General features: G+C 65.5%; 21 protein-coding genes and 2 pseudogenes. 9 read left to right on the top strand and 14 right to left on the bottom strand.

The window, feature by feature from the left end; translation table 11 throughout:
* The first annotated feature begins 368 nt into the window (after positions 1–368).
* Together HWX76_RS23405 and HWX76_RS23400 are read left to right on the top strand one after the other, a co-directional pair.
* Complete coding sequence (locus HWX76_RS23405; RefSeq protein ID WP_050016079.1) at positions 369–971, top strand: TetR/AcrR family transcriptional regulator; 603 nt, start codon at positions 369–371, stop codon at positions 969–971.
* A 178-nt stretch (positions 972–1,149) separates the two neighbouring features.
* On the top strand, positions 1,150–2,442 hold the full coding sequence (locus HWX76_RS23400) for a divalent metal cation transporter (protein ID WP_089490232.1): 1,293 nt from the start codon (positions 1,150–1,152) through the stop codon (positions 2,440–2,442).
* Between the two features lie 33 nt (positions 2,443–2,475).
* Here the strand turns inward: HWX76_RS23400 and HWX76_RS23395 are convergent, their stop codons facing one another.
* Together HWX76_RS23395 and HWX76_RS23390 are read right to left on the bottom strand one after the other, a co-directional pair.
* The gene (locus tag HWX76_RS23395; RefSeq protein ID WP_176016400.1) at positions 2,476–3,480 is read right to left on the bottom strand and encodes a chemotaxis protein CheB; all 1,005 of its coding nucleotides are present in this window, start codon (positions 3,478–3,480) and stop codon (positions 2,476–2,478) included.
* A gap of 163 nt (positions 3,481–3,643) precedes the next feature.
* Positions 3,644–7,798: pseudogene (locus tag HWX76_RS23390) on the bottom strand (CheR family methyltransferase).
* Positions 7,799–8,280: 482 nt separating this feature from the next.
* On the opposite strand from HWX76_RS23390, the gene HWX76_RS23385 reads away from it, so the two are divergent.
* Complete coding sequence (locus HWX76_RS23385; protein ID WP_050016086.1) at positions 8,281–8,559, top strand: hypothetical protein; 279 nt, start codon at positions 8,281–8,283, stop codon at positions 8,557–8,559.
* Between the two features lie 43 nt (positions 8,560–8,602).
* Here HWX76_RS23385 and HWX76_RS23380 read toward each other — a convergent pair whose 3' ends face one another.
* A complete protein-coding gene (locus HWX76_RS23380) occupies positions 8,603–9,910 on the bottom strand; it encodes an Nramp family divalent metal transporter (protein ID WP_176016399.1) in 1,308 nt (435 codons plus the stop codon).
* Positions 9,911–10,374: 464 nt separating this feature from the next.
* Between HWX76_RS23380 and HWX76_RS23375 the strand changes: the two genes are divergently transcribed.
* Entirely contained in the window at positions 10,375–11,283 is a 909-nt protein-coding gene (locus tag HWX76_RS23375; RefSeq protein ID WP_050016090.1) for a manganese catalase family protein, read from the top strand.
* 162 nt (positions 11,284–11,445) lie between these two features.
* Here HWX76_RS23375 and HWX76_RS23370 read toward each other — a convergent pair whose 3' ends face one another.
* The 3 genes from HWX76_RS23370 to HWX76_RS23360 form a co-directional block, all read right to left on the bottom strand.
* Positions 11,446–11,724 carry a hypothetical protein gene (locus HWX76_RS23370; RefSeq protein WP_050016190.1) on the bottom strand — a complete coding sequence of 93 codons (279 nt, stop codon included), beginning with the start codon at positions 11,722–11,724 and terminating at the stop codon, positions 11,446–11,448.
* Positions 11,725–11,840: 116 nt separating this feature from the next.
* Positions 11,841–13,463: a chaperonin GroEL gene (groL, locus tag HWX76_RS23365; RefSeq protein ID WP_124595165.1), complete on the bottom strand. Its 1,623-nt coding sequence runs from the start codon at positions 13,461–13,463 to the stop codon at positions 11,841–11,843.
* Between the two features lie 80 nt (positions 13,464–13,543).
* Complete coding sequence (locus HWX76_RS23360) at positions 13,544–13,861, bottom strand: co-chaperone GroES (RefSeq protein WP_050016092.1); 318 nt, start codon at positions 13,859–13,861, stop codon at positions 13,544–13,546.
* 399 nt (positions 13,862–14,260) lie between these two features.
* On the opposite strand from HWX76_RS23360, the gene HWX76_RS23355 reads away from it, so the two are divergent.
* Together HWX76_RS23355 and HWX76_RS23350 are read left to right on the top strand one after the other, a co-directional pair.
* Positions 14,261–14,584, top strand: a complete 324-nt coding sequence (locus tag HWX76_RS23355; protein WP_050016094.1) for a hypothetical protein — start codon at positions 14,261–14,263, stop codon at positions 14,582–14,584.
* Positions 14,578–14,856, top strand: a complete 279-nt coding sequence (locus HWX76_RS23350; RefSeq protein WP_089490227.1) for a hypothetical protein — start codon at positions 14,578–14,580, stop codon at positions 14,854–14,856. Before HWX76_RS23355 ends, HWX76_RS23350 begins: the two co-directional genes overlap by 7 nt.
* Here the strand turns inward: HWX76_RS23350 and HWX76_RS23345 are convergent.
* From HWX76_RS23345 to HWX76_RS23335, 4 genes are all read right to left on the bottom strand, one after another.
* Positions 14,814–15,677, bottom strand: a complete 864-nt coding sequence (locus tag HWX76_RS23345) for a CoA ester lyase (RefSeq protein WP_089490226.1) — start codon at positions 15,675–15,677, stop codon at positions 14,814–14,816. The two genes, HWX76_RS23350 and HWX76_RS23345, sit on opposite strands and share 43 nt — an antisense overlap.
* Positions 15,678–15,756: 79 nt before the next feature.
* Positions 15,757–16,044: a hypothetical protein gene (locus HWX76_RS36770; protein ID WP_244138003.1), complete on the bottom strand. Its 288-nt coding sequence runs from the start codon at positions 16,042–16,044 to the stop codon at positions 15,757–15,759.
* Between the two features lie 39 nt (positions 16,045–16,083).
* Positions 16,084–16,422, bottom strand: a complete 339-nt coding sequence (locus HWX76_RS36765) for a hypothetical protein (protein ID WP_244138002.1) — start codon at positions 16,420–16,422, stop codon at positions 16,084–16,086.
* A complete protein-coding gene (locus HWX76_RS23335; RefSeq protein WP_176016398.1) occupies positions 16,419–17,591 on the bottom strand; it encodes a CaiB/BaiF CoA-transferase family protein in 1,173 nt (390 codons plus the stop codon). The genes HWX76_RS36765 and HWX76_RS23335 overlap by 4 nt, the downstream gene beginning before the upstream one ends.
* A 23-nt stretch (positions 17,592–17,614) precedes the next feature.
* Here HWX76_RS23335 and HWX76_RS23330 point away from each other — a divergent pair, with 23 nt between their 5' ends.
* Together HWX76_RS23330 and HWX76_RS23325 are read left to right on the top strand one after the other, a co-directional pair.
* Positions 17,615–17,788, top strand: a complete 174-nt coding sequence (locus tag HWX76_RS23330) for a hypothetical protein (RefSeq protein ID WP_160300523.1) — start codon at positions 17,615–17,617, stop codon at positions 17,786–17,788.
* A gap of 1 nt (position 17,789) precedes the next feature.
* A complete protein-coding gene (locus HWX76_RS23325) occupies positions 17,790–18,668 on the top strand; it encodes a LysR family transcriptional regulator (protein WP_244138001.1) in 879 nt (292 codons plus the stop codon).
* Between the two features lie 91 nt (positions 18,669–18,759).
* On the opposite strand, the pseudogene HWX76_RS23320 reads toward HWX76_RS23325, so the two are convergent.
* The 4 genes and pseudogenes from HWX76_RS23320 to HWX76_RS23305 form a co-directional block, all read right to left on the bottom strand.
* Positions 18,760–18,891: pseudogene (locus HWX76_RS23320) on the bottom strand (IS3 family transposase); the annotation flags it as partial.
* Positions 18,892–18,970: 79 nt separating this feature from the next.
* Positions 18,971–19,942 (bottom strand): PDR/VanB family oxidoreductase, encoded by a 972-nt coding sequence (locus tag HWX76_RS23315; protein ID WP_050016105.1) that lies wholly within the window; start codon positions 19,940–19,942, stop codon positions 18,971–18,973.
* 22 nt (positions 19,943–19,964) lie between these two features.
* A complete protein-coding gene (locus tag HWX76_RS23310) occupies positions 19,965–21,362 on the bottom strand; it encodes an SLC13 family permease (RefSeq protein WP_050016109.1) in 1,398 nt (465 codons plus the stop codon).
* On the bottom strand, positions 21,359–22,585 hold the full coding sequence (locus HWX76_RS23305; RefSeq protein ID WP_050016111.1) for an aromatic ring-hydroxylating dioxygenase subunit alpha: 1,227 nt from the start codon (positions 22,583–22,585) through the stop codon (positions 21,359–21,361). The genes HWX76_RS23310 and HWX76_RS23305 overlap by 4 nt, the downstream gene beginning before the upstream one ends.
* 274 nt (positions 22,586–22,859) lie before the next feature.
* On the opposite strand from HWX76_RS23305, the gene HWX76_RS23300 reads away from it, so the two are divergent.
* Positions 22,860–23,420 carry a DNA-binding protein gene (locus HWX76_RS23300; RefSeq protein ID WP_050016115.1) on the top strand — a complete coding sequence of 187 codons (561 nt, stop codon included), beginning with the start codon at positions 22,860–22,862 and terminating at the stop codon, positions 23,418–23,420.
* Positions 23,421–23,444 lie beyond the last annotated feature (24 nt).

Here is a 23,444-nt window from a genome sequence, read left to right as displayed (position 1 = left end):
CCCGCGAGCATGCCCCCGGCGGGGCGACGCGCAGCGAAGACGTTCCGCGGGCTCGCACACCGAGGCTCTCTCAGGTTCTCTTTTCGGCTTGAAACATCGTTGCAGCGTCCGATGCGGCGGAAAACAGCAAGCGGGACGCAGCCCCGTGTTCCGCCTCCTGAATCCCCGCAATACTGATCGATGCTTTCTGGATTCAAATGATACATATCGGTCTATCCAATAGTCAAGATGACTTGATGACCGGCGCCGCACGCGAAGATCGCCGGGCGACAATGCGATCCGACCGCGCCGGCAGCCCGATTTCGTCGAACAGCATGATGCTAGAATAATCGGTCTATGCTGCTGAAACATCGAGGAGGAAGCCGTTCGTGCGAGCCAACAAACGCCAGCTGGTGGTAGACAAAGCGACCGAACTGTTCTCCAGGCACGGATTCCATCCGGTGGGCGTCGACTGGATCATCGACGATTCCGGTGTCGCCCGCATGACGCTGTACCGGCATTTTGCGAGCAAGGACGAGCTGATCCGCGAAGTGCTGGTCCAGCGCTACGACCTGATCGTCGGCAGCATCGCCGCGCAATTGCAGCACGTCGCCGATCCGGTCGAGCGCGTCAAGACCATCTTCGACTGGTACGCGGCGTGGTTCAGGACACCCGAATTTGCCGGCTGCCTGTTCGAGCGCGCGCTGGCCGAATTCGGCACCGCTTATGCGCCGATCTCGGATGTCGCGATCCGCTATCGCCGCAAAATGGTCGAATGGATCGCGGAACTGATCGAGGCCCTCGTGCCGCCCGAAGCCGCCAACCGGCTGGCAACGGTCTTCATGATGCTGCTGGACGGCGCCACGGTCGAGGCACGGGCGTTCAACGATTCCGCGGCTGCCGCGCGCGCGTGGCAAGCCGCGCACGCCCTGCTCGAACAGGCGATGCACGCGACGGTTCCGGCCGCCGACGGTGCGGCTAGCCCGACGTAACGCAGGTCGCGCGCCGTCGTATTGCAGGCAAACCGTCGGTGGGAAGGCGCCGGGCAAGGTCGACGCAGGCGACATCGCGAAGTCGAACGGGCCGTAACGCCCGCCCGGGCCGCCAGTGCGCGACGCGCCCGACCAGGCACGGCGATTGCGCCTGCTGGACTCCCGGGAGGCCGCGATCATGAACGACAACGATTTTCTCCAGCCGGAGCCGACGGAGCCCGCCCCGAATGCGGCCACGTGGGTCCGGCGTCTCGGTCCCGGCCTCGTCACCGGCGCCGCCGACGACGACCCTTCCGGCATCGGCACGTATTCGCAGGCGGGTGCGCAGTTCGGCTTCGAATTGCTGTGGGCGCTGCTGTTGACGTACCCGCTGATGACGGCCATCCAGCTGGTCAGCGCGAGAATCGGCCGCGTGACGGGCAAGGGTCTCGCGTCCAACATGCGCACGCACTATCCGCGATGGCTGCTGTACGGGACGGTCGTGCTGCTGATCACGGCCAACGTGATCAACATCGCCGCCGACCTGTCGGCCATGGGCGCGGCCGTCAATTTGTTGCTGCCCGGCCCGCAACAGCTCTACATCGTGTGCCTGGGCGGCGTGTCGGTCGTGCTGCAGGTGTTCGTTCCGTACGACCGCTACGCGCGATTGCTCAAATGGACCGCGCTGACGCTGCTGGCGTATGTCGCGGTCGCCCTCATCGTGCCCGTCAGCTGGGCCGAGGTCGGCCGCGCGATCGTGCAGCCCCATGCGCAACTGACCGCCGCTTATCTGACCACGGTCGTCGCGGTGCTCGGCACGACCATCAGCCCGTATCTGTTTTTCTGGCAGGCATCTCAGGAAGTCGAGGAATTGCGCGCCGCGCCGAACCAGCGGCCGCTGCGACGCATGCCGCGTCAGGCGCCCGCGCAGTTGCGCCGGATCAGCTTCGATACGTGGTTCGGCATGGGCGTCTCGAACGTGATTGCGTTCTTCATCGTGCTGACGGCGGCGGCCACGCTGAACGCGCATCACATCGACGTCAAGACTTCCGCGGACGCCGCGCGGGCGCTCGAGCCGGTTGCCGGTCACTTCGCGTACGTGCTGTTCGCGCTCGGCATCGTCGGCACCGGCCTGCTGGCGCTGCCGGTGCTCGCGGGATCGGCCGCGTATGCGGCGGCCGGCACGTTCCGCTGGCGCAACAGTCTCGCGTTGCAGCTGGGCGTCGCGCCCGAATTCTATGCGGTGATCGTGTTGGCGATCGTCGGCGGAATCGCGTTCACGTTCACGCATTTCGACCCGATCCGCGCGCTTTACTGGAGCGCCGTCATCAACGGGGTAAGCGCCGTGCCGATCATGGTCGTGATGATGCTGATGGCGCGAAGCAGACGCGTCATGGGGGAGTTCGCCGTCAGCGGCACGCTTGCGTGGGGCGGATGGATCGCGACGCTCGCGATGGCGATCGCGGCGCTGGGCGTGTTCGTACCGGGATAAAGCCTGCGGCGCGGTTGGCACGGCTCGCTGCGCTCACTCCAGTTCGCCCCTGTTTATCGCCGTGCCGACCGCATTGCGCAGCACGTCCGCGAGCCGCTGGTTTTCGTCGATGCGGGCCTGTTCGATCGCGACGTCCTCGGCGTTGCCCGTGCGGCGCGCCCATTCCTGGCGCTCGCGCGCAAAGATCATGCGCTCGTGAACCGCGCGGATGGCCCCCCATATCGCATCCTCCGCTTTCCGGGCCTCGGCGTCGTCGAGTGAAAGCACGGAGAACGCATGCCCGGTATGGCATCGATATCGCAACGGCCGTTCGTCGCGCATGCGCCAGAGCACGCCGTTGCAACTGGGGCACGTGAGGGCGGAACGCGTCCCGATCTCGTCAAGCAGTCCCGGGTCGACGAGGCCGTCCTCTGCTATCCGGCTCTCATGGTCCAGGTCGCGCAAGTCTGCCATTTTCCGCTGCTCCTTCACACATGCGCCGTAGACCGCTGCATGAATGGTCCCCGGCAGTTCCCCGGCTTTTGCGACCGCATCGGCTCCCGTCGCGGCCAGCGCGCTGCGCGGCATCGACGGCGCTTCGCATTCGTCGGGGTCCTGAACGATACCGTAGCCGCCCCGTGCGCGAATCGCCGCCAGGCCGGCCGCGCCGTCATCGAGATCGCCGCTGAGGACGACGCCGATCGCACCGGCGCCATATTCGCGGGCGGCAGACCGGAACAGCGGATCGGCGGCCGGTCGGGCGAAGTTCTCGGCCACGGTATCGAGCAGCCATAGATTTCCGTCACGCACGATCATGTGCCGGTCGGGCGGCGCCACGTAAATTCTGCCCGCTTGCGGCGGTTCCCCTTGTAGCGCCACGCTCGCATCCAGCGTACCCCATCGCGACAGCAGCTCCGGCAACATCGTCCGATGTCGACCAATATGCTGCACGATGCAAATCGGCACCGGAAAATCCGCGGCGACGCCGGCCACCAGCGTCCGGAGGACCGGGAGACCGCCTCGGGACGATGCGATTACGACGATATCTCGACGATCCATAGACCCCCCTTTGCGGAGATAGCCGCAAATCGGGTTCCTGAACCGGGATTCCGCCACGGGCGGCCCCGCATGCCGCAATGCGGGTCGAATGGCGATTGCCGGAAACGCCGCCGTGGCCAGCCGCGCCCGAACGACCCGCGACGCACGCGCGGGCCGTCGGCCGTCATCGGGTGTCCCGACGCGCGTCGCCGAGTGCCGCGAGCAACATCCCGAAATCGAGCGGTTTTGACAGATGGCTGTCGAAGCCGGCTTCCGCCGCGGCCCGGACATCGTCCTGGCGATTGCGGCCGGTCAGCGCAACGGTCCGGAGCGTGGCCCATCGGGGATCGGCCTTGATGCGGCGAAGCAACTCGTAGCCGTCCATGTCGGGAAGCCCGATGTCGGACACGATCGCATCGACGGACGCCTCCTGCAGCATCGCCAACGCCGCGGCTCCGTTTTTCGCGGTCTGGACCACCGCCCCCGCCAGTTCCAGCAGCGCGGTGAGCGACATCGCCGTCTCCTCATCGTCCTCGACCAGCAGCACGCGCAGGCCGGCGATATTCCCCTCCGGCACGCCGCCGCCCGCTGGCACGGCGCGCTCGATCGGTGCGGCCGGCAGCCATACCGTCATCGTGGTGCCGGACCCCAGGCCAGCGGACGTCGCGGCGATCCGGCCGCCGTGCATTTCGACGAGTTGCCGAACGAGCGCCAGCCCGATACCGAGACCGCCGCGGGTCCGGTCGCGCGGCGCCTGCCGGAACATATCGAAGACATGCGGCAGCGTATCTTCGTCGATCCCCTGCCCGTCGTCGATCACGTCGACACGCAGCATCTTGCCCTCATGCGCGAGACGCACGACGATCTCGCCGTGCGGCTGCGTGTACTTGAGTGCATTGGACATCAGGTTCCAGAAGATCTGCTCGCATCGCACCGAATCGGCAAGCGCGATGGCCGGCTCCGTCGGCAGCTCCGTTTGCAGGATCAGGCCGCGCGCGTGCACGTCGAGCTCGCAGGTATCCGTGATGCTGCGCAACATCGCCGTCAGATCGACCCGGCCCAGCTCGAGCGCGAGCTTGCCGGTCTGGATGCGCGACAGATCGAGCAGGTCGTCGATGATCTGCGCCTGTGCGCGCACGGCCTGCCGAATCGAATCCGCGGCGTCGCGCACGGCGGGAATGTCACGCGTCTCCGGCAGGCGCGGCAGCATTTCCGACTTGACGCCGATCAGGTTGAGCGGATGCCGCAGCTCGTGGGACAACACCGCAATGAACTCGTCCTTCAGCTGACTCGAACTGAGCGCCTGCTCGCGTGCCGCCTGTTCCCGCGCCAGCGCTTCGCGGTTCGCGTCGTCGCTCTGCTTGCGCAGCGTCATGTCGCGCACGATCTTCGCGAAGCCGTTGAACGACGTATCGGAAATCGGCGTGACGACGCCGCTACAGAAAATCCGCCGTCCGTCCTTGGTCCGGTGCCAGCGTTCGTCGTCCGCGCGCCCTTCGCGGGTCGCGATGTCGCGCTCGCGCGTCGGCACGAGCGCCTGTCGGTCGCTCGGCTCGTCGATCAGATCCACGTCCTGGCCGATCATCTCTTCTTCCGTATAGCCGAAGATGCGTTCCGCTCCGGCGTTCCAGCTCACGATGGACCCGTTGCCGTCCTGGATGATGATCGCGTAGTCCTTGGTCGATTGCGCGACCAGACGCAGGCGCTGCTCGCCTGCCCGCGCCGCCTCTTCCGCGTGATGCCGGTCGGTGATGTCGATCAGCGTGATCACCGCGCCGTCGATGTGATCGTCCGCCGTCCGATAGGGCAGCAACCGCATCAGATACCACCGGCCAGCCTCGCTCTCGATCTCGCGCTCGATCAGCCGCAGCGACTGAAACGACTGCCGTACGTCGTCTGCCAGCGTCGGATACCGCAGTGCGTGGGTAATATGAAATAGCGACCTACCCAGGTCCGTATCGATCAGATTGAAAATCGCAGTGGCGTTGGGCGTAAACCGCTTGACCCGGATTTCCTTGTCGACGAACACGGTCGCGATCTCGCTCGACGCGATGATGTTGTGGAGGTCGTCGTTCGCTTTCGCGGTGTCTTCGATCCTTGCCTGCATTTCGGCGTTGGCCGTCGTCAACTCCTCGTTGACCGATTGCAGTTCCTCCTTGCTGCTTTCCAGCTCCTCGCTCGTGGAGCGCAACTCTTCGTTGATCGCCTGCAGCTCCTCGTTCGACGCCTTCAATTCCTCGACGGATGTTTCGTACTGCTCGATGATCGTCGCGAGTTGCTCGCGGCTGTGCTGCAGCTCCTGTTCGAGCTGGGCCAGAACCGGATCCTGCCCGCTCGTCTCGACCTGGTCCTCCTCGGTCATGCGGCCGGCCACCTCGTCGAACACGATGAGCAGGAATTCCGCATTCGCGACCTTGTCGTGAAACGGCCTGACCGTCATGTTGATCCACGACACGCGGGCATCGTGTGCCCATTTCACCCGGCGCGCCTCGACGCTCGTGCCCGTTTGCAGCGCACGGAAAATCGCGGTGCGCAGATCGAGCCGCAGATCCGGCAGCACCAGCGTCATGATGTTGCTCGACAGCTCGCCGCCAACGTGCCGCAGGAACCGGCCCGCGTTATCCGACAGATGAACGACGTTCGATTCCTTGTCGATGATGACGCTCGGCGGCGAATACGTTTCGAGCGCGCGCTGATGGAGCTCCGAATAGGAGAAGTTGCGTTGGGCCGGGCTGGCCGGCACGCGCAACGGCGGCTGCGGCGCGGCCCGCTCGTCGGATGCGCCGGATTCGACCTGGAACAGCGGCGGAAAGCCCGTGGCCGGCTTCGCGCGATGCGTGACGACGCGTGCGCGGTAGATCCGGCGTTTCTTGTCCACGACGACAAACAGATCGTCCGCCGCGTCGGCGGACTCCGCGGTGCCGAGGAACAGATAGCCGTTGGGGCGCAACGCGAAATGGAACAGCTCCAGGATTTGCCGCTGCACCGCCCGCTCGAGATAGATCAGCACGTTGCGGCACGAGATCAGGTCGAGATGCGAGAACGGCGGATCGCGCAGCAGGCTGTGCGCCGCGAACAGGATACGTTCGCGTACCGCCTTCGCGATCACGTAGTGCGCGCCTTCTCGCGTGAAATACCGCTGCAGCAGCGGGGCGGGCACGTCGCTCGCGATCGACAGCGGCTAGGAACCGGTCCGCGCGCGGACGATCGCCGCTTCGTCGATATCGGTCGCGAAGACCTGGATGGCCTGGCTCGACATCGCGGCCTCACGCGCCCGCGCCAGCAGCAGCGAGATCGAGTACGCCTCTTCGCCCGTCGCGCATCCGGCCACCCACACGCGTACCTGCTCCTCGCCGGACTCCGACGCGAACAACGAGCCGATCACTTCCCGTTCGAGGAAATCGAAGGCTTCGCGGTCGCGGAAGAACTGGGTCACGCCGATCAGCATGTCCGCCAGCAGCGCGTTCGCTTCTTCCGGCGTGGCCCGCAGGAAATCCCGATACGCGAGGAGATCGCGCTGGCCGTTGACCTGCATGCGCCGCTCGATACGTCGCAGCACGGTCGCCCGCTTGTACAGCCTGAAATCGTGGCCGGTGCGTACCCTCAGGTGCATCAGAATGTCGGAGAGCGCCCGTTCGGGATCGTTGACCGTCGGCCGATCGACGTTGTGCAGCGATTGCGCGAATTCGAGGCTTTGCTGTTCGATGCGGCGCGCATTCGACCAGAGTTCGAGCAACCGTTGCGGCATCTCGGCCGCCGGCAGCACGATATCGACGCGCGCCATCGCAATCGCGTGCTGCGGCATCTCCGCGTGCTCGGCGTCGTCCGGCGTTTGCGCGAGCGTGATGCCGCCCGCCTCCTTGATGCGGCTCAAGCCCGCGGCGCCGTCGGAGCCGGTGCCGGACATCACGATGCCGACCGCGCGCCAGTCGTGCGCGTCCGCCAGCGTCCGAAAGAAGTGGTCGATCGTGAACGGAACCTCGTCGGACGGGTCACGGCTGCGGCAACGAAGGCAACCGTCCGACATCTCGAGCTGCATGCCCGGTGCGATCACGTAGATATGGTTTTTCTCGATCGGTACCGTGGACGTCACCTGATGCACCGGCATGCCCGTCGTGCGCTGCAGGACGGCGTCCATATGACTGACCTGTTCCGGCGCGAGATGGACGACGACGACGAACGCCATGTCCATGCCCGTCGGCGCGCTCTCGAAAAAGGTCTGCAAGGCCATCGTGCCGCCTGCCGACGCACCGATGCCCACTACCGGAAACGACAGATCGCTCTTCAACGTCGCGGGCGATGGAGGCAGCTCCTTGTGCGTAGGCGCTTGCCGTGCCATTGAATTCTCCTGATGGTGTGCGGAACATCGTGTGCCGAGCGCCGATCGGTGCCGGGTCGCATCGCCCTCGTCCGGTCGTCCCACGATCCCGCTGGCGATACTTCCCCCTAGGCTTCCATGCGCATTGGACGGCACCGGAAAGCGCGACCGGGCGCCTGACGCGAGGCTTGCAACCCTCGTGCGGCGGAGCACCACGCCCGCACTCGGGTGTGTCACCGGAACGTCATTCGTGCCGACATACCATTTCCGTCGGTTGGCGCAACGCGATGCCTCCCCCGCCGATCGCCACCGGGAACGAATCGTGCTCGGGCGCCGGCCCGTCGGATTCAATTTATTTCCTTTGACGGATGCCGTATTACCGGCGAATATTCGCGTCGATCAAGTGGTTAGTACCGCTCAAAAACAAGACGAAACGATGCTCGCCCACGCAGTCGGGGACGTTACGCTGCTTCGCCAACAGATACTGAATCGAAGGGGAAGAAATGACGCCGTTTTCCCAGGATGTGAGCAAGCAAACCGCCGCCGTCTCCAAGGCAGCCACGCCGTCGCCCGTTTTCTGGAAAGCGGGGCCGATCGTCGAAGCCGCTCCGCCGGAGCCGAAATCCGCGACGCCGGACCTGCGCGATTTCTTCGCCGCCGCCGCGCTGCAAGGCTTGCTGTCGCGCGACGCCGGGCGCAACGTGTCGACGATCGCCGACTACGAATCGAAGCGCGCGGTCAGCGCCTATCGGCTCGCCGACGAAATGCTGAAAGCGCGCTGAACACGGGCTGCCACGATCGTCCGGACGCTGACACTCGGGCCGTTCAGTTGCCGCCCAACCGCAACGCCATCGCGCCGATCGGCCCCGCCAGCAACACGGCATTCAGCCCGACGACGACGGCAGTCGCGCCAAGCGCGGCGCAGCGCGCGATACGTCCGCTCGCGAAGGCGCCCATGACGTCACGCCGTCCGCAGAAGTAAATCAGCGCCAGCATCGGCACCGGCAGGACGACGGACAGCACGACCTGGCTGATCACGAGCGCCTGCATCGAATCGACGCCCATCCCGACGACGACGAACGCGGGCGCCATCGTGACGAGCCTGCGCAGCCAGACCGGAATCCGGAACCCGACGAAACCCTGCATGATCATCTGCCCGGCCATCGTGCCGACGACGGAACTCGAGATGCCGGCGCTCATCAGCGACACGAGAAAGCAGGTCGCGGCGGCCGGGCCGAGCAACGGGGTGAGCATCCGGTACGCCGCTTCGATTTCCACGACATCGCGATGGTCGGCATGAAACGCCGCGCTCGCCATCACGATCATGGCCATGTTGATCGCACCCGCAGCGGACAGCGCGACGATCACTTCCCGATCCGAGAAGCGCACCATCATCCGGCGCTGCGCGTGGTCGAGCCCCGCCGCGCGTCGCTGCGTGAGCCCGGCGTGCAGATACAGCGCATGCGGCATGATCGTCGCGCCGACAATGCCGACCGACACCATCAACGCATCGCCGCGCGGCCATTCCGGCACGACGGCATGCCACGCGACGTCGGCCCACGCGACCGGCGCGATGAACATCTCGGCGAGATAGCAAAGACCGGTCACGCCGACGAATATGCCCACGGCGATTTCCATCGGCCGGAACCCGTTCCGGTCGGCCAGCAGGATGCCGTAGGTGGCGAGCGCCATCACGAACATCCCGGCGAAGGTCGGCAGGTCGAACAGTAACGACAGCGCGATCGCGCCGCCGAGAAATTCGGCGAGCTCGGTCGCCATCGCGGCGAGTTCGCTCGCGACCCACATGGCGAACACCAGCGGCCGCGGGAAATGCATGCGGCACAGCTCCGCGAGATTCCGGCCGGTGACGATGCCGAGCTTCGCGGACAGCGACTGGAACAACATGGCGATGCCGTTCGCCATCAGCACCACCCAGAGCAGCGTGTAACCGAACTGCGCGCCGGCCCGGATGTTCGTCGCGAAATTGCCGGGGTCCATATAGGCGACCGACGCGACGATCGCCGGCCCCGCGAACGGCAGCGCCGCCCGCGGCCCGCGCCGTCGGCCGGCAAACACCTCGCGCATGTCCATCGCGGTGCGCTCCGTCGCCGCGTTCCTGTCGAGCGTCGCCATCTGCACTCCTTTGCAAAACCGCCATCACGTGCGTGCCGACGCGCCGCACCGCACCCTTGCCCGGCGTGGTACGGCCCATGCCGCCGAAATGACAACTGCTTGAAAATCCGGCAACGAGGGCTTCAGGTCATGCGATGCGCGCTCGTATTGCCGTCGACTCCACCCTTCCCGCGTGCCGCATCCGTGCATCGACAGCGGTCCGCGCCGTTCGCGAGAAGCGACGCCTCGCGACCCGGTCGCGCCGTCTCCATCCGGCGCGCGTCCGTGCCTCGCCGGCCGTTGTCGCCTGCCGTCGCGATACGCGCGCCACTCAACGAACGCTGCCGGCGTCGACGGGAAACCGCTGCCGCTACACAGCCCGCACCAGCCAGCACCGCGCGTACCCGGCGGTGGCGGTGGCCACGGGATCGATTCGTGCTGGGTCGCCACCGCGAATGTCGCGCAACCCTTTCCATGGAGATGCCATGTTCATCCACAACACACGGCTTCAGTACACGGTGCGCGTGGGCGCGCCGAACCCCGGCCTCGCCAATCTGCTGCTCGAGCAGTTCGGCGGCCCGCAGGGCGAACTCGCCGCCGCGATGCGCTATTTCACTCAGGCGATCACCGAGGAGGATCCCGGCCGCAAGGACATGCTGCTCGACATCGCCACCGAGGAGCTGAGCCACCTCGAAGTGATCGGCTCGATGGCCGCGATGCTCAACCGCGGCGCCAAAGGCGAACTCGCCGAAGCAGTCGACGAACAGGCCGAGCTGTACCGCAAGCTGCACGGGGCGGGCAACGACAGCCACGTGACGCAGGTGCTGTACGGCGCGGGCGCGCCACTGACGAATTCCGGCGGCGTGCCGTGGTCGGCCGCGTACATCGACACGATCGGCGAACCGACCGCCGACCTGCGTTCGAACATCGCAGCCGAAGCGCGGGCGAAGATCATTTACGAACGGCTCATCAACGTGACCGACGATCCGGGCATTCGGGACGCGCTCGGCTTCCTGATGACGCGCGAGGTCTCGCACCTGAAGTCGTTCGAGAAGGCGCTGTATGCGATCACCGCGCATTTCCCGCCGGGCAAGCTGCCGCCGAAGGCGCCGTACGACAGCGTGTACTTCCGGATGCAGCCGGACGCGGCGCCGCTGGTCGGCCCCTGGAATCATGGAGAGGGTCTCGAAATCCGCGACGCCGAGCCGGCCGTCGACGGCGGCACCGGTATTGCCGAAGGGATGCTCGAGCCGCAGCAGGTGGACGCCATCGAGGCGATGGCGCAGCGGCTCGCGTCCGATCCGAACAGCGACCCGGTGACGGGCGCCGAACTGGGTGCAGGCCAGCCGGTCCCGCAGAGCCGCGCGCCCGGCAAGCCGGACGGTGGTACCTGACCGGAAGCGCGAAGACGGGCGCTCGGACATCACCGCGAGCGCCTCTTCGTTCTACTGATGATGAAATGACAACAGCCTGACGCTGCAGGCGACGAACGTTCGACGGACTGGCTGCGCGACGCGCACGCGCTCTCGCACGCTCCATCGCGTGTTCGGCGTGCGTCAGGCGCCTGCTTCGCCGCGCCCGGCCTGGTCGGCCATCAGGTACTGGATGACCAGCGTCGGATCGGCGATGTCGAGAATCAGGCGGCGCATCACGCGCTTGCGCATATGGTCGTCATCCAGCGTCCACGGCCCCGCCGCATCGCCGAGGTAGCGGCCGATCGCGACGCGATGGTCGCCGTCCGGAGGCAGGCCGAGCCGCGCCGCGAGCAGGCCGGCGATGACGTCGTCGAGTTCGACGTGCAGCGGCCTGGAATCGATCGAGAGTTCGAGCTTCATGGTCGGTTTCGCAAACATGAAAAGGCGGCGCGGCGCGCCCCCGCTGTCGCGCGCGCCGGGAAAGGCCGCTCCGGCCAGCGGCCGTTCGACGATCGCAGGCAAGCCTGCGACGCCGGTCAGTAGCCGAGTTCGGGCGCGGGAGCCGGCTCGGCGCTGTCCTCTTTCGGCGCTTGCGCGACGGTCGCATCGGTCGTCAGCACCAGGCTCGCGATCGACGCGGCGTTCTGCAGCGCGGTACGCGTGACCTTGGTCGGATCGACCACGCCCGCGTCCACCAGATCGCCGTACTCGCCGGTCGCCGCGTTGTAGCCGAAGGTCCCGGTGCCTTCGAGCACTTTCGACACCACGACCGACGGTTCGTCGCCCGCATTGGCCGCGATGACGCGCAGCGGCGCCTCCAGCGCGCGCAGTACGATCCGGATGCCGGCGTCCTGGTCTGCATTCGCGCCCCGCATGTCCGACAGCGCCGCGCGCGCACGCAGCAGCGCGACGCCGCCGCCCGGCACGATGCCTTCCTCGACCGCGGCGCGCGTCGCATGCAGCGCATCGTCGACGCGATCCTTCTTCTCCTTCATTTCGACCTCGGTGACCGCGCCGACCTTGATCACCGCCACGCCGCCCGCGAGCTTCGCGACACGCTCCTGCAGCTTCTCGCGATCGTAGTCGCTCGTCGCTTCGTCGATCTGCACGCGAATCGACTTCACGCGCGCGTCGATGCGCGCCGCATCGCCCGCGCCGTCGATGATGATCGTATCGTCCTTGCGCACCTCGACGCGCTTCGCGCTGCCAAGATCCTCGAGCGTGGCCTTGTCGAGCTGCTTGCCGGTTTCCTCCGAGATGACCGTCGCGCCGGTCAGGATCGCGAGATCCTCGAGCATGGCCTTGCGTCGGTCGCCGAAGCCCGGCGCCTTGACGGCGACGACCTTCAGGATGCCGCGCATCGAGTTCACCACGAGTGTCGCGAGCGCTTCGCCTTCGACATCCTCGGCGACGATCAGCAACGGCTTGCCGGCCTTGGACGCCGCTTCGAGGATCGGCAGCAGGTCGCGGACACTGGAGATCTTCTTGTCGTGCAGCAGAATCAGCGCATCGTCGAGATAGGCCGCCTGCTTCGCCGGATCGTTGATGAAATACGGGCTCACGTAGCCGCGATCGAACTGCATGCCTTCGACCACGTCGAGTTCGTTCTCCAGCGACTTGCCGTCCTCGACGGTGATCACGCCGTCCTTGCCCACTTTCTCCATCGCGTCGGCAATGATCTTGCCGATCGCCTCGTCCGAGTTCGCGGAAATCGCGCCGACCTGCGCGATTTCCTTGTGGGTCGAAATCGGCCGGGACAGCTTGCGCAGCTCGTCGAGCACCGCGCCGACGGCCTTGTCGATGCCGCGCTTCAGATCCATCGGATTCATGCCGGCCGCGACGTGCTTCATGCCCTCCTGCACGATCGCCTGCGCGAGCACGGTGGCGGTGGTCGTCCCGTCGCCGGCCACGTCGGCGGTCTTGGATGCGACCTCCTTGACGATCTGCGCGCCCATGTTCTCGAAGCGGTCCTTCAACTCGATTTCTTTCGCGACCGACACGCCGTCCTTCGTGATCACGGGCGCGCCGAAGCCGCGTTCGATCACGACGTTGCGGCCTTTCGGGCCGAGCGTCACCTTCACCGCGTCGGCCAGCACGTTCACGCCCTTGACGATCTGCTGGCGCGCGCCGTCGCGGAATTTCACGTCTTTTGCAGTCATTTTCTTGCTCCGGATACAGTCGTTGAACGGGATGCCGCGCGCATCGGGCAATCACCCGTGCGGCGCGGTCGAATCGGCATTCAGGCCGCTTTCCTGGCGGCCGGCGATTCGGGTTCGAGTACGCCCATGACGTCCTCTTCGCGCATCACGAGCAGTTCCTCGCCGTTCACCTTCACGGTCTGGCCTGCATATTTGCCGAAGAGAACCTGGTCGCCGACCTGAAGCTGCAGCGGGCGCTGCGAGCCGTCCTGGAGCAGCCGGCCGCTGCCGACCGCCATCACTTCACCCTGCTCGGGCCGTTCGGCGGCCGAATCGGGAATCACGATGCCGGAGGCCGTCGTTCGCTGCTGTTCGATTCGCTTGACGATAACCCGGTCGTAGAGGGGACGAATCTGCATTTTCATCTCCTGAGCGATGAGATCACCTGAAAAAGGAATCCGCTGGCGCGTGCACGCGCAAGGCTGCACTGCGCCCGCGTGCCATCGATTGGCGAAAAGCGAAATAGTGGCGCGGGGAGCGCGCTTCAAGAGGGTGAAAACAGGACGTTTGTAACAAAATGTTTCAACGCGGAATGGACTGTTTGATGATCGGCGGTTGTCTCGCGACGGGCCATGCGAATCGTCGCGAAGCGGTACTTGAAATCCGCGCTTCCCATCCTATTTTGGGTAGCGCTCAAGCAGCCGCGGCTTATGCGCTGCGTGTTTCGATTGGTTTGTCAGCGAGGCCTCTCGTGGATCGACGAACTGGAGCGCGTGGTCCGGTTTGTCCTCCGTGCGAGGTTCAACCCGGAGCGAATCATGAACGATCCTTTCTTTATCTTCGATCGGCTGCCGGAGGTCGGCCGCCGACCGCGACGCGCCGCCCGCGTCGTCACGGGCCTGCCGGTCGGCCTGCGGGCAGCGCGCAACGGCACGCGTCGCTTCGCGCCGACCGGCGCTCGCGTACGTGCTGTGCGCAAGCCGTTCGCGTTGCGCGGCGCGCCCCAACCCGCCGCGATCGGCCGACCGAAGCCGCCGCGCCGTCGGATCGCCGCGCGCGGACGCGTGGTGCACCCTGTTTCGTTTTTCTGGATCGCGCCCGCTATGGGCGGCGCCGTACGCGACGGGGGGCGGCCATGCTGAGCCCGCATGAATTCGCGACGCTGATGCTGGTGTGCCAGGCGCCGGATCAGCTCGACATGAATCGCGCCGAACTCGATGCGTTGCTCGAACGGCAACTCGTCATGCTCGAACATGGCGCCCCCGGCCGCCGACGCGCGTATCTGACGAAGAAAGGCCGATCGATTCTCCATGCGCTCGGGGCCGACATCGCTTCCCGCCTGAGCCATGGGTCGACGACGGAGCGCGGCGGTCAAGGCGAAGCGCCTGCCGCGCCATCGGACGACGCCGGATGACGCGGCTCGGTCGCCGACTCGGCGACCGAACTGCTTACGATGTCATTCGCCTTGGCAATGACAGGGGCGTCCACCATTTTTCCATCGACGCTAATGGCCGAGCCGTCGCTTTCCTGAACGGCAGAAAGGACGCGGTGCGCCCACTCGATCTCTTCCAGGCAAGGGCGGAGAGCCGCGTGTACATGCTCGATTTGTTTGGGGTGGATGCACAGCTTGCCCCTGAAACCGAGATTGCGAGCTCGAACCGTATCCCGACGGATCCTCTGGGCCTCATCGATTGCTGCAGTGACTCCGTCCACGGGCGCCGCGATGCCGGCAATCCGTGACGCTATGGTTAGTTGCGAGCGGAAGTACACGAGCTCATCGCCATCACCTTGAATACCGGTGTCGACCTGAAAGTCCAAGGTTCCGAACAGAAGGCGCTCGACTTTCGGCACCTTCGCAAGCGAGCGGAGGTCATCAAATGCAACCGCGGTCTCGATGAGCGGCAGCAGTGCCGCTTCATCGGAGATCTCGTTCGCAAGGTTCGACAGCAGGTCGGTTCGCTCAGCCTTGGGGACGACGATGCCCTGGAGGCTCCGACACGTCCGAAGAGCCGCTATATCGTCCTTGTACCACTCGGTATCCACCGCGTTCGCTCTCACATACGCTCGTCCACCATTCCTGAGCCACGACATGACGGCATCACGAGCCTGCGCTTTTGCGGTGGGTGGCACCGCGTCTTCGAGGTCAATGATTACCGCGTCTGCGCCCGCAGCGCACGCTTTGTCGAATCGTTCCGGTCGATTGCCGGGAACGAACAAATAGGATCTCGGATACATACGATTTGTCCAGGGGCTGAGCTTGCGTCTTGCAAGCCGCAAGAGGCATCGGTCTTCCGACGCGAGCATCGTGATGAGCTTAGCGAGCGACCTCTACGAGACGCTCTGATACCGACTTCTGTTCGACAGTCTTTTGCCTGCCAAGGAAGTAGTCCGCGTCGTAGTGAATGCGGTGGCCATTGAACGTCAGCGCGGAGTAGCGGAACAGCATCGTCGAATCGGGTTTCACTCGACGCGTCCGCTGCGGTTGGGGCATGTCCGTTTGCGCAGGCGTGGCGCCGCCCTTCGACGCTTCCTTGTAGACAATGTCGTGGTGCTCGGTGACAAGCACTTTCCCTTCGCGCACGACTTCATGCAGGACGGTCACGAAGACGAGTTCGCCGCTTCGTCCTTGTTTGTGCTCGACCTATGCGATGCTCGAACGCTTTTCAACTTCCGCGCCAAGCGGCAGGTCGCCATGAAATTCGAGCTTGCCCCCGGCCCACATGCGGTTCGGCAACGGGACGGGAGGCAGGAAGCCGCCTCTTGCGGGGTGCCCGTCTCGACCGAGCGCCGAAGGTGCGTCGCCACTCAGGAAATAGAGCCAATGCCAAAGCGGGGGCAATCGTGCGCCGTCGACGAAGTCGGACTGAGGCATTCCGAGGGTCGCGGCCATCAGTCGCGCGTGACGCGACGACAGGACGTCACGGTCGGACTGGCTCTTGCCGATCCATTCGCGGAGGTGGGCAATGTCGACGACGCTCATGCGAATTCTCCCACTTGTTTCGTGGCGAACTCGGCGCGAATCCGCTCGGTGTGTTCTCCCAACTTAGGTGCTGCATCAAAGTGTTGGCTGTCCCACGGCGCGCGAACCGCCGGCGCAATCATTCGCAATGCTTCGCCGTCGACTGTCATCGGCCACGTCCGCAGCGCAGGGTGTTCAGCCATCTGGGCAACCGAGCGAACCTGACCATACGCTGTGTTCGAGGTTGACAGGCGTTGAAGTGCTTCGCTGGAGTCGACCTTCGCGAATGCGTCGGCAATCACCCGTTCGAGGGCTGCGCGGTTTTGCACGCGATTCGTGTTGGACGAGAAGCGCGCGTCTTCCGCCACGTCCGGTTGCTGGAGGAACGCCGAGCAGAACTGACGCCACTCGCGCTCGTTTTGAATGCTGATGACGATTTCGTCACCGTCCTTGGTCTTGAACGCGCCATACGGCGCAATGGAAGGATGCTTCAGACCCTGGCGTGCAGGTGCTCCATTTCCGTAAACGTGGTGTACGTAGGGGATCGTCATCCAGTCCGCCGCACCGTCGAACAAGGAAACCGAGACACCCGATCCCTTGCCGGTGCTCGAGCGAAGCGCGAGAGCCGACAGCACGGCAATGGTTGCGTTCATCCCCGCGCCAATGTCGCAGATGGAAACGCCAACGCGCCCACATGCATCCGGTGCGCCAGTGATACCCGCCAGACCGCTTTCGCACTGCACGAGAAGGTCGTACGCCTTGAGATGGCTCGCAGCGTTGTTCGTGCCGTAGCCGCTGATATCGCACGTGATCAGACGCGTGTGCATTTCACGCAGTCTTTCACTGCCGAATCCGGCTCTATCCAATGCGCCGGGGGCCAGGTTTTGAACGAAGACATCGGCCTCCGCGATAAGCCGATGCAGGAGTGCGGCGTCATCGGCGTCCTTGAAGTCCAGCACGACCGATTCCTTGCCGCGATTTGTCCAGACAAAATACGACGATTGACCGTTCGCGGCCGCGTCGTAGCCACGCGCAAAATCGCCCTCCGCGCGTTCGATCTTGATGACCCGCGCCCCCATTTCCGCCAGGCGTCCTGTGCACAAAGGCGCCGCCAGCGCTTGTTCGATGGAGACGACGACGACGCCGGCGAGTGGCTTCGCCGAGGATGCTTCACCCACTGATGCGACCATCACTGCCTTCCCGAGTTAGGTTGATGGCTACCAGTATCGGAAAACGCGGCGGTCGATTACAGCGAGATTTCACGAAAGGATCGTTCGGGATTAACGAAATCGTGCAATGCAGCAATTTGCGTACCGCAAGCTGGCGAGTGCTGCTGTGCTATAAAGCCGGCGTCATCTTCGCCAAATTCGAACACGATGAGCTATGACTTGACTGACCTGAAGGTGTTCGTCGCCGTCGCCGAGGAAGGCAACGTCTCGCGCGGCGCCGAACGCTGCCACCTTGCGCCATCGTCTGCGAGCCTTCGCGTGAAGAATCTTGAAGACTCGGTAGGGGTGACGTTGCTGAGTCGGCATCCGAGAGGCGTCGCGCTGACGGCGGCGGGCCAGGTTCTCGTGGAGCACGCACGGCGTTGTCTCGCTCAACTCGACCAAATGCGCTCGGATCTTTTGCCTTTCACCCAGGGAATGACCGGGCACGTCACCGTATTCGCCAACAACAACGCGATCAGCTCCCATCTGCCGGACGACCTCGCTCGTTTCTTCGCGGCGTTCCCGAGCGTGCGCATCACACTGGAAGAACGACTGAGTCACGACATCGTCGCCGCGGTGGTGGCCGGTCGAGCGGATGTCGGTGTCGTGGCCTTGGATTCCGGGCATTCGGCGCTGCGATTCGTACCGTACAAGAAGGACCAGTTGGTCTTGCTCGCGCCTGTGACGCACGCGCTCGCCAGGCAGAGCGAAGTCAGCTTCGAGGCGTGCCTGGGCCAGCCGTTCATTAGTCTGCAATCAGGGGCTGCGCTGCACACGTTTCTGGTGAACCATGCCTCCGCGCTGGATGGACGACTCGACATTCGCGTGCAGGTATCCGGTTATCGGGCTATCGCTCGCCTCGTATCGTCGGGAGCTGGAATGGGTATCGTTCCGCGAACGGCGATCGAATCATCGGATGAGGGAAAGATCGCGGTCATCCCGCTGATTGAGCCTTGGTCCCAGCGCAACCTGCACGTATGCGTACAGCGCAGTCCGGCAGAGAAGAACCTGTACCGAGACAAGTTGGTCGGTATGCTGTGCCATGCTTCGGAGTGATTCGCCGAAAAATAAAAGAGCGCATCCCAAGCGTTATGCGGAGGCGATCCATTCGCGCTCGTCGTCCTGCACATCGTCGAACGACGTGCCGATTTGCCAGCGTCTCGATCGGGATCGGCAAGCGCCGGAAAGCTTCCGATCCCCCAACACCTTCAGTCCACGCCAGTTTGGCAGCTTCGTCGCGAAGCGCCTTCGTATCGACCGCTCGTGGAATGCGATTCATCCATGCCTCCGTTTCCCGATTCTACGAAACGTTGGCTTCCATTTTTTCCGACCGGCCTCACTCAGCCCTCCGTGACGGCTCAGAGATCCAGCACCAGCCGTTCGCCGCGGCATCGCGACACGCACGGCATCATGCAGTCGTTGCGGGCCTTTTCCGCCGCGCTCAGGAACGCATCCCGATGATCGGGCGTGCCCTCGAGCACGGTCGTCCGGCATGCGCCGCACACGCCCGCCTCGCACGACGTGGCGACCGCGATGCCGTGCTCGTACAGCACATCGGTGATCGACTGCCCCGGCGGTACGAGCAGCGCACGCTGCGCGCGCGCGAGCTCGATCCGGAACGCGTCGGCCGCGCCGTCGGCAGGCTCCGCGGCTGGCGCGGAAAAATACTCGTGATGAAGCCGCGCATCGCCGAGCGCCGGGCGCGCGATCGCGTCGACGGCCGCCATGAACGGCGCCGGTCCGCAGAAATACAGATGCGAGCGCGAATCCATCGCGCCGACGATCGTCGCGATCGCGTCGCGGGTCGCGTCGGGCGTCAGCCCCGTGTGCACCGTCGCGACGTCCGCGAGCCGCGACGCGAGCGTCGCCCCGTACGCGGCCGCGTCGGCCGAACGCACGAAGTAGTGGAACGCGAGCGGCCGCCCCGCGCGCATCAGGCTGTGCGCCATCGCGAGTAACGGCGTCACGCCGATCCCGGCGGCGAGCAGCACGGCCGGGCTGTCGTCCGGCGCGAGCGGGAAGTAATTCAGCGGCGCGCCGATCCGCAGCACATCGCCTACCCGGATCGCATCGTGCACGTGCGCGGAGCCGCCGCTCGACGCCGGCTCGCGCTTGATCGCGATCTCGTACACGCCGCGCTCGACCGGATCGTTGCACAGCGAATACTTGCGCGTGAGCCCGTCGCGCAGATGCAGGTCGATATGCGCGCCGGCCTCGAACGCGGGCAGGGGGAGACCCGGCGCGTCGCTGACGAGCCGCAGCGAAATCACGTCGCACGCGACGCGCTCGCGCGCAATCACGCGCGCGGCAAGCAGATCGTTTTCGATCATTGGATTCACCGTTCAGGAAAACTCACAGCAGCCCGATCAGCCGCCACCACAACGCATTGATCGGGATCACGAACACCACGCCCAGCAGCGCCGTCGCGATGCAGTACCGGAGCACCGCCCTCCGGTCCAGCTGCGCGAGCGCGTTGCCGAACACAATCGGCGGCGACTGGTACGGCAGGACCGTGGTCGCATAGCCCATTACCTGCGCGAGCAGGCCGGCCTTCAGGTGCAGCCCCTGCGCGAGCAGGCGCGACACGATCGGCACGTATAGCGCCGGTTCCGCATTCGACGTGACCGCGAAGCAGACGACGATCGACAGCGCGGTCAGCGCGAAGTACATGAGCATCGGGCTGTCGCGCAACGCGTCGAGCGCGAGCGTGTCCGGCACGCGCATGTCGAGATGGTTGACGAGCGCAGTCAGCCCGATGATCGCCGCGATGAACCACAGCAGGTCCATCTTCAGCGTCGCGGTGAAGCGCTCGAGCTGTGCGGGCGGCGACGTGCCGAAGTAGACGAGCGCGAAGCCGAGCCCGACCCAGCCGGGCGCGATGCGATGCACGGCGTCGGTGAACCAGAACGCGAGCGTGATCGCCAGCAGCACGATCGCGTGCCATTCGCGGCGGCCGAGCGCGACGCGCGCCGCCGGTATCTCGACTTCGCCGACCGTATCCGCGAACAGCCACCAGGACGCGAACACCAGCACCGCGCCGCGCACGATCACGCCGGCCGGAAAGAACAGCAGCAGATACTCGGAGAAGCGCAGATGCATCCCGTGCGACTGCTCGAGAATCCCCGCCATGATCACGTTCGGCAGGTTCGCGGGCAGCACCGCGGCAGCGAGCTCGTACGAGCCGACGATCACGAGCAGCAGGATGCCGCGCCGCCCGTTCGCGTGCGCGCCGAGCTTCACGACGTCGCAGTAGCCGATCGCGATCGGAATCAGGATCGCGATCCGCCCGAACGTCGACGGCATCACGAGCGACAGCAGGAAGCTCAGGATCGCGAATGCGAGCAGCGCCTTCAGATACGAGCCGCCGATCCGGCGCGCGAGCGCGATGCCGATCCGTTCGCTCAGGCCGCTCTCCTTCAGCGCGAAGCCGATCGCCGCGCCGCTGAACACGAGCCAGAACGCGCTCGACCCGAAGCCGGAGAAGATCTCGGCGGTGGGCACCGGCGTGCAGGTCGCCGCGAGGAAGAAAAACAGCAGCGACACCCACAGGCTCGCGACCGCGCCCGTCGCCCACAGCACGATGCAGGTGAACACGATCGCGACGATGCGTGCGTCGCCGGCCGACACCGTGCCGCGCGCGCCGAGCGCGGCGACGCTCGCGAGCCCCGCCGCGAGCAGCGCGACCGTGACGCGGCCGGCCGTCAGCATGCCGGCGCCGCGGCCCGGCCCGCCGAGCGCACCGCCGCTCAAGCGCGCATCACCGGCGAGTTCGCCGGGATCTCGTACTCGACGTGCGACTCGTCGAAGATGTCGCCGAATTCGCGCTGCTGGCGGAACGTCGGGTCCGGCGCGCAGCTCATCGGCAGATAGCCGCCCATCCACGCGCGCAGGTCGGTCACGTCCGGCGCGCCGCCGTACACGTTCGCGACCGGCCGCTCGCCGCGCGCGACCGCGTCGATCTGCTCCTGCAGCATCTGGCGGAACATCACGATGCCGCGATCGGACGCGCCGAGGTTCTCGCGCGAACGATCGAAGATCGGGCCCTGCGTCTCGACCGCCATCGCATCCTGGCTCATGAACGTGTCCATCAGGTAGCGGCCCGCCGCGTCGGTGCGCGCCGGCTGCCGGACGATCTTCGGCGCCTCGTGAGCGGGCGGCTGCGCGCCGTCCGCGTTCGGCGTGAACGACACCCAGACGATCCGCGTCGTCGTATCGTCGACCGGCACGCGCCAGTGCATCTCGGTCATGATCCGCAGCATGTTCGGGAACACCATCAGGTTGCCCCAGCCGCGGCCCTCGCCTTCGTATTCCCAGCTCTTCACGATGCCCCAGTCGAAGCGCTGGAAGCCGAACCGCTTGAACGGCTTGCCGAACCCGGACGCGTCGCGCATGCCGAGGCGCTCGAAGTATTTCGAGTGCGTATAGAAGGTGTGCGTGACGTCGACCGCGTTTTCCTGCACCTGGAACCAGTTGCACGCGAGATCGTCCTGCACCTCGAAATGGCGGAGGCCGTCGTTGCGCACGAGGATGTCCCAGTTCGGAAACGCGGGCTTCTGCTCCGCCGGCCCCATGTAGGCGAAGATCAGCCCGCCGCATTCGTGCGTCGCATAGCTGTCGATCAGCTTCTTGCAGACGCGGCTCGCCTTCGCCGATTCGAACGGCCGCTCCACGCATTCGCCGGCCGCGTTGTACTGCCAGCCGTGATACGCGCAGCGGATCGTGGCTTCCTCGACGAAGCCGTACAGCAGCGATGCACCGCGATGCGGGCAACGCTCCTGCACGAGCAGCACGCCGCCGTTGCCGGTGCGCGCGAGCACCAGATCCTCGCCGAGAATCCGCACGCGTTTCGTCTGGCCGGCTTCGGCCAGCTCCGACGAATAACCGACCGGATGCCAGTAGCGACGCAGCAACTCGCCGCACGGCGTGCCGGGCCCCACGCGGGTCAGCAATTCGTTGGTGGCGTGGTCAAGCATGAATACACCTCTCTCTCAGGTTGTAGCGGGCTGTATCGCCCCGGAGACGGCTGCGTACCGGCGAACCCTCGAGTCGCGATACGTCCGTCGATAAATCTATTTTTTTAGACTAAATAAAGTGAAGGAAAAATGCAAGGCGGGAAAATCCACAATTTTCAGCCCGTCATCGCCGCCGCATCACCAGAAATCGGTCGATGTGTATAATTAAAAAGACGAACGGTGCGCGCGATCGCCGAGATCGACACGCCGCGCGTCGGCCAACCAGGAGGACAAGATGGCGATCATTGGCGTGATGGGCTCGGGCAAGAACGAATGGCCGGAGTGGGCGACGCCGCTCGGAACGTGGATCGCCGCGCAAGGATTCGACCTGCTGACCGGCGCCGGCCGCGGCGTGATGCTGTCGGTCGCGCGCGCCTACGCGACGACGCCGGGGCGCCGCGGCCGCTCGATCGGCATCGTGCCGAGCGAAGCGCACCCGCTGTTCGGCTTCGTGCCGATCGCCGGCTATCCGAATCCGTTCATCGACCTGCCTATCGTCACGCCACTGCCGCGCAAGGAAGCTGACGCGCCGGACGACGCATTGAGCCGCAACTACGTGAACGTGCTGACGAGCGACGTCGTCGTCGCGCTGCCGGGGAGCAAGGGCACGCTCGACGAGATCCGCCTCGCGACGCGCTTCGCGAAGCCGTTGATCTGCACCGGGCCCGCGAGCGCGTTCGATGGCGTCGCGGCCGGCACGCGCATCGTGTCGGCGCTCGATGACGTCTATGCATTCGTGCTCGCGCACGTGAACCGCGCGGCGGGCGGCGCAGGCGCACACGTTCCGTCGGCGTGAACCGCACGCGTTCCGGCTCCACGG

Source organism: Burkholderia sp. BCC0398 (genome assembly GCF_902833245.1).
GTDB lineage: Bacteria > Pseudomonadota > Gammaproteobacteria > Burkholderiales > Burkholderiaceae > Burkholderia > Burkholderia sola.
The sequence above is the reverse complement of the archived record's forward strand: the minus strand, read 5'-3'. Positions and strand labels throughout refer to the sequence as shown.